The 2,969-nt window shown below is 41.0% G+C and carries 6 protein-coding genes; 2 read left to right on the forward strand and 4 right to left on the reverse strand.

Going from position 1 to position 2,969, the window contains the following annotated elements; all coding sequences use genetic code 11:
- The 3 genes from IM515_RS04360 to IM515_RS04370 all read right to left on the reverse strand — a co-directional run.
- Nucleotides 1–528: Uma2 family endonuclease (locus tag IM515_RS04360; RefSeq protein WP_287628056.1), on the reverse strand; the 528-nt coding region annotated here is incomplete at its 3' end.
- Nucleotides 529–545: 17 nt separating this feature from the next.
- The gene (locus IM515_RS04365; protein ID WP_287628057.1) at nt 546–1,124 is read right to left on the reverse strand and encodes a Uma2 family endonuclease; all 579 of its coding nucleotides are present in this window, start codon (nt 1,122–1,124) and stop codon (nt 546–548) included.
- 14 nt (nt 1,125–1,138) lie between these two features.
- Nucleotides 1,139–1,705 carry a Uma2 family endonuclease gene (locus IM515_RS04370; protein ID WP_287628058.1) on the reverse strand — a complete coding sequence of 189 codons (567 nt, stop codon included), beginning with the start codon at nt 1,703–1,705 and terminating at the stop codon, nt 1,139–1,141.
- Between the two features lie 30 nt (nt 1,706–1,735).
- Between IM515_RS04370 and IM515_RS04375 the strand changes: the two genes are divergently transcribed.
- Both IM515_RS04375 and IM515_RS04380 read left to right on the forward strand, forming a co-directional pair.
- Nucleotides 1,736–1,996: a transposase gene (locus IM515_RS04375; protein ID WP_185241380.1), complete on the forward strand. Its 261-nt coding sequence runs from the start codon at nt 1,736–1,738 to the stop codon at nt 1,994–1,996.
- Nucleotides 1,997–2,158: 162 nt separating this feature from the next.
- Nucleotides 2,159–2,503, forward strand: coding sequence for a hypothetical protein (locus IM515_RS04380; protein ID WP_287628059.1), 345 nt, complete (start codon nt 2,159–2,161; stop codon nt 2,501–2,503).
- 103 nt (nt 2,504–2,606) lie between these two features.
- On the opposite strand, the gene IM515_RS04385 is transcribed toward IM515_RS04380, so the two are convergent.
- The gene (locus tag IM515_RS04385) at nt 2,607–2,762 is read right to left on the reverse strand and encodes an anacyclamide/piricyclamide family prenylated cyclic peptide (RefSeq protein ID WP_287628060.1); all 156 of its coding nucleotides are present in this window, start codon (nt 2,760–2,762) and stop codon (nt 2,607–2,609) included.
- Nucleotides 2,763–2,969 lie beyond the last annotated feature (207 nt).

Consider the following 2,969-nt stretch of genomic DNA (forward strand, 5'->3'; position numbering starts at 1 on the left):
TTCAAGTTTAATATATTCTTCATTGGTTAATCTAAACCAGTCAAATTCTCTATCTTCGACTCGCCAGACTAAATATTCTTGCACTTGGTTACGGCGATAAACATTGAGTTTTTGATGTAAGTCAAGGGAGACGGTACTCGCGGCAATTTCGACGATTAACTCTGGCGCACCTTCGACATAACCATCCTCACTAATCGTTGATTGTCCACCATTTCTAATTCTTAATAGTGCATCGGGTTGAGGTTCATTGTCCGCATCAAGACGTACCGTACAATTATCGCCCAATTCTGTTCCGGGTGTATTTGACCAATAGTTACCTAACCAAGTAATAATACGCGCATGAGGGTTGCCATGGTTCGTAATTCTTAGGGGAGAAGCCATAATATAAACAATTCCTTCAATGAGTTCTGCTTTTTTTAGATTTGGCATAGCATTATATCTACGCTCAAATTCACGACGAGTAAGCTTGTCCCCATTTTCTAGGTGTGGGATGGTTAATTGAGGAGAAATTGTTGCAGTTGCTATCATCTCTGTATTTCCTGTCGTTAAAAAAGGGGTAATTCTAAAGTAAATCCGGGTAAAACGTCCTCCCCAGATAAGGTGGTTGGTAATGAGACGATTTCTACTTCCTGATTTTGGCGATAGATGGCTACCTGTTGACTAATGGGATCAATTAACCAACCTAGTCTTAAGCCACTATCAAGATATTCCTGCATTTTTGCTTGGAGTTGACTTAAAGAATCAGTGCGCGACCTTAATTCTATCACAAAATCAGGACAAATTGTGGCAAATTTTTCTTGTTCTTCTCGGGATAAAGCGTCCCAGCGTTCATTAGCAATCCAAGCGACATCAGGGGAACGTTTACCACCCTTGGGTAAGGTAAAGATAGTGGAAGAACTAAAGACTTTTCCGAGTTTTGTTTGACGATTCCATAACCAAACAAAGCCGTTTAAATCTGATTCTCGATTCCCACTAATAGCACCAATCGGGGGCATAATAATTAATTCTCCTGCGGCATTTTGTTCAATTCGCCAATCGTCGTTATTATGGCAAAGTTGATAGAATTGCTCATCGCTTAAATTGACAGATTTTAAGTTTAAGGTAATGGGTTCGACGGTAATCATGGGGGTTAATTTGCCTAATTAAATACTTGAGAAACTTTTAAATTAAGTTGACTAAATATAGAGGATTTTACTAAGTCATCATTGCTAAAATTACCAATTTCTGTATAAGTATTTTCTCTTAATTCTAAGACTAAAATGGTTTGAGTTTGAGGATCAACTATCCAGTATTCGGGAATCCCACAATCTTGATATTGGCTTCTTTTAGCGATGTAATCTCTCTCTCTTTGGATTTCTCCGGGGCTAACCACTTCAAGGACTAATAAGGGGGGTGCCATGGCAAGAAGAATTGTATTTCTCTGGGAGAGTAATTGAATATGTTCTTCTCGAATAATGGTTAAGTCAGGGTAACGGTTTTTCGGTTCGCCTCTCACTTCTAATTCTAAACCATGTCCTCTCACTCTCCGATGTCCAACAAGTGAGGCAAATTTGAGAAAAAGAAAGTTAGCAATTTCAAAGTTAAGTCCTGATTCTGGTGGCATTTCTACCAATTCTCCGTTAAATAATTCATAGTGTTCCTCTGAATTATCCTCATAATGTAGATATTCAGCGAAGGTTTGAAAGCGGGGTTTTGTGGTTAACATAAAACTTACTCCGTTTTAGAGAATTTAAATATGCCTAGAAAACCTCGAAATTTACAAGCTGGTTATTCCTACCACGTCACCACACGCTGCAATAACCGAGAATTCAAATTATCCAAGCGGGAATGCCGGGAGGTGTTTCTTTATGCCATCAAGAAAGCTTTAGACAAACACCAGTTTAAGCTTTATGCTCTCTGTATCATGTCTAATCATGTGCATTATCTCATTGAACCTGCCCAACCTGAAGATTTACCTAAAATTATGCACTTCCTCAACTGGTACACGGCGATGTGATCCCCCCGCCTTCGGCTTCCCCCCTTATCAAGGGAGGCTAGGGGGGATCGCACAGGACACTTTTGGGAAAAGCGGTATTTTTGCGATGGTTTCCCTCCTTCAGATAGAGAAAGGGCATTAAATACCTTACGTTACATTCACGGCAACCCGAAAGCCGCCAAAATGCGTTCTGGTTTTTTCTACGATTTCAGTAACTACGGCAGTTATGAACGTTTAACCGATGATGGATTAACTCAATGGCATCCTGCTTTTCTTAAACTGGGTGACAGCTTAGAAGAATGTGCCAGAAAGTACAAAGGCTTTTGCCAGAAATACAAACCCAAGGAGAAGAACACCGCTACCCGATGCCACTGGGGGAGTAAGCTATTGGCAGGGGTTCATCTCCCTGAATCTAAATCTTCTAGCACTCGTGAACCAAGGAAAAGGGAGACAACAGAAGAGCAAAAACCTGTACTCCCCCGCTCCCTCTCTCCCCTGCTCAGCGTGCCAGGTATCCGAAAGCCCTGAATTAACTAGGGTTATACGTCAATTCATTGAGGCAAACCGTGCGCCCTGGCAAGGAGAAAAAGACTTTTGACATTTTTTGAGGTTCGTGCTAGAATCGGGGGGATTACTCTGCGTCGTCTCCCGCAAAAGGAAGAAAAAAGCCCAGAGTAAAGTAACCCGCGGAAAGTGGGGCGATCGCATTACCATCACGAGAGACGGTAGCGGTGTTTTCCCGTTGGACAGGAGCAGCATTGCGGGGGGTCAGTTTTTTGGTCTTCATTGAGAATTACCTCTTGTTTGTATTGTCTTTTTTCCTAAGTCTTAACAACATTAGGTTGGTCTTACCTTTACATAAAGTAACTCAATTGTCAAGGCTTTTTTTATTTAGTTTTGTAACAATTTAGCAACAAAAAAAGCACAGGCAATAAAGACTAAATCGCTCTTAAGTAGGTAGCCGTTAAAAATTATCAGATGCCCCCCTTATCAA

The sequence above is a fragment of the Microcystis sp. M44BS1 genome, from assembly GCF_020244875.1.
In the GTDB taxonomy this organism is placed as follows: domain Bacteria; phylum Cyanobacteriota; class Cyanobacteriia; order Cyanobacteriales; family Microcystaceae; genus Microcystis; species Microcystis panniformis.